At 73.5% G+C, this 2,778-nt stretch carries 2 protein-coding genes; one reads left to right on the top strand and one right to left on the bottom strand.

Features of this window, described 5'->3' with window-relative positions; genetic code table 11:
* A partial coding sequence (locus tag KBX53_RS28575) for an AAA family ATPase (RefSeq protein ID WP_210862674.1) occupies positions 1–2,278 on the bottom strand: 2,278 nt, incomplete at its 3' end.
* Between the two features lie 194 nt (positions 2,279–2,472).
* On the opposite strand from KBX53_RS28575, the gene KBX53_RS28570 reads away from it, so the two are divergent.
* Positions 2,473–2,778, top strand: a 306-nt coding sequence (locus tag KBX53_RS28570; protein ID WP_210862672.1) for an adenylate/guanylate cyclase domain-containing protein, incomplete at its 3' end; no start/stop codon positions are given.

Below are 2,778 nucleotides of genomic sequence, written 5' to 3'. Positions count from 1 at the left end.
GGTCCACCTCCACGGTGCGGCTGGCGTGCGCCTCCGCCTCGGCGCGCAGGCCGTGCCAGACCAACGCGGAGAGGATCATCACGTCGTCGGAACGGCTCTCGGTGAGGCCGCGCTGCACGGCCTGCCGCGCCACGTCGTGCCGACCCTCCCACATGGCCAGCCCGGAGCGCAGGGTGAGCAGCGGAATGTCGTGCCGCGCCCCGCCGCCGGCGAGCAGGGTCGCCACCGCGTCGAGGTCCCGACCGGCGGCCTCGATGTCGCCGTAGCCCACCGAGAGCCGGCACCGGGCCAGCAGCAGCTCCACCGCGTCCGCACCGGACGGTCGGTGTCGCAGCGCTACGGCCACCACCTTCTCCGCCTCGGCCCACTGGCCCACCCGGAACAGCCCGTTGATGGCGATGGCCAGCAGCCGGGTGCCCCAGGTGCGGCCCAGCCCCAGCTCGGCCACCCGTTCGGCACCCCGACGGGCCACCACCACACCCTCTTCGAGGATGTTCAGCGGCCCGGTCAACAGCTCCGCCAGGTGCAGGTACGCGCAGGCCACATCCTCCGGCTGACCGGCGCGCTCGGCGGTGTCGAGGGCGTCACGCATGACCGCCAGGCCGGCGTCCGGGTCTTCCAGGAAGGCGTCGCTGAAGCCCAGCGCCGAACTGGCCAGCACCACCTCGGTCGTCGAGCCCGCCACGTTCTCGGCCAACGCCAGCGCCTCGCGGGCCCGCTCGCCGGCGTCGGCGTACCGGCCGAGGTGCAGCAGCAGCTCGGCCAGCCGGGCGGCGGCGGTGGCCCGGTCCCGGGGGGAGCAGTCTTCGGCCTTCAGCGCCCGCTGGTACTCCTCCTCGGCCAACGCGGAGCGACCGGCGGCGGCCAGGTAACGGGCACGGCGGATGTGCAGCGCGCAGCTCGGCTCGCCACCGCGCAGCGCGACCAGCTCCTCCAGCAGGGCCAACGCGCGGGCGTGCTCCCCACAGTGGTGGGCCGCCTCGGCGGCGTTCTCCAGCAACTCGACCCGGTCCACCGTCGACGGGCCCGGCTCGGCGGCCAACTGCAACGCCGCGGACCAGTGCCGGTGCGCCTCGGCGTAACCGTGCAGCCGTTCGGCCTCCTGCGCGGCGGCCACCGCCGCCGGCAGGGCGCGTGCCGGTTCGCCGGCCAGTCGCCAGTGGTGCGCCAGCCGGGCCTGGTGCAGCTCGCCCGGCGCCGTGGTCAGCGCCTCGGCGTAGCGGCGGTGCAGCCCGGAGCGCTCGGCTGGCAGCAGCTCGTGGGCCAACACCTCGGCGACGAGGCGGTGCCGCAGCCGGTAGCCGTCGTCGGCGCCGACCAGCAGCCGGTGCGCGACAGCGGCGCGAGCCGCGGCGATCAGCTCGTCCTCCGGCATCCGCAGCACCTCGGCCAGCAGCCAGTGCTGCACCGGCTCGACACCGGCGGCCACCGCGTGCACCACGGCGTGCGCGTGCTGGGGCAACGCGTCGACGCGGTCGAGGAAGATCTCCCGCAGTGTCTCGGACAGGCCGTCGCGGCCGTCGCGCAGGTCGCGGGCCAGTTCCTCGATGACGAACGGGTTGCCGCCGCTGCGCTGCCACACCTGCTCGGCCGCGTCGGCGCTCAGCGTCCGGCCGACCACCGCAGCGGCGAGCGTCTCGGTGTCGGCCCGACCCAGCGGCGCCAGGTCGAGCACCCGCACCGTGCGCAGCCGACGCAATTCGGTGAGCACCCGACGCAGCGGGTGCGCGCCCTGCAACGACTCGGCCCGGACCGCGGCCAACACCGACAGCTGAAGATCACCCAGGCCGGCGAGCAGGTAGAGCAGAAGCTGACGGGTGCTGCGGTCGACCCACTGCAGGTCGTCCAGGATCAGCACCAACGGCCGACCCTCGGCGATCAGGTGCAGGCCGCGGGAGACCCGCTCCAGCAACGCGCCCGCGCCGTCCGGGCCGGCGGTCTCGTCGGCGAACATCTGCAGCAGCCCCCGCACCGCCGAGGAGGTGCGGGCGGGCGAGGCGGACACTTCGGTGTCGAACCGGCGCAGCGCCTGCAACAGCGGGTGCAGCGGTGAGGCGTCGCCGATGTCCAGGCAGCTGCCGGTGAGCACCACGGCACCCCGCTCCCGCAGGCGGTCGCCGATCTCATCCAACAGCCGGGTCTTTCCCACACCGCTCTCGCCGGTCAGGAAGACCGCCGCGGTCTGCCCGTGCGCGCCGTCACCGAGCAACGCGGACCGAACCGTCTGCACCAGCTCGGCCCGGCCCACGAGCGGTGCGGTGTCCACATCGCTGGCCATGCCACGCAGCCTAATCACAGGGCCCCGCACCGTTCTACGGCTGCCTGCCGCTTGTGGTACTCCTCGCGTCGACTTTGCGACTAAAGGTTGCAGGTGGCCGACATACGTCGTTCTGCAGATCCCCCGTCGGCCCAGGAGTGCCAATCTCCGGAGGTGATCAGGCAACCGCGGGGAGAAAGGCCGGTGCGACACCCATGACCACCAGCATCATCGTCGACACGCAACGGACCGTCACCCCGCTCTGGCCGGTACCGCAGGAGAGGCGCGTCGTCACCGTCCTCTTCGCGGACATCGTCGGCTCCACGGCCCTGGTGGGCCGCCTCGACCCGGAGGACGTCCGGGCGTTGCAGCAGGCCTACTTCGACACCGTCGCCGGTGTGCTGCACCGCTGGCAGGGGGTGGTGGAGAAGTACATCGGCGACGCCGTGATGGCCCTCTTCGGCGCGCGGCACTCCGACGGCTTCGACGCCTACCGGGCGGTGCGCGCCGAAGAGGGCCAT

It is taken from the genome of Micromonospora sp. M51, assembly GCF_018070305.1.
Lineage (GTDB): Bacteria > Actinomycetota > Actinomycetes > Mycobacteriales > Micromonosporaceae > Micromonospora > Micromonospora parva.
Note: the sequence above shows the minus strand (reverse complement) of the source record. Positions and strands in the feature narration are given on the sequence as shown.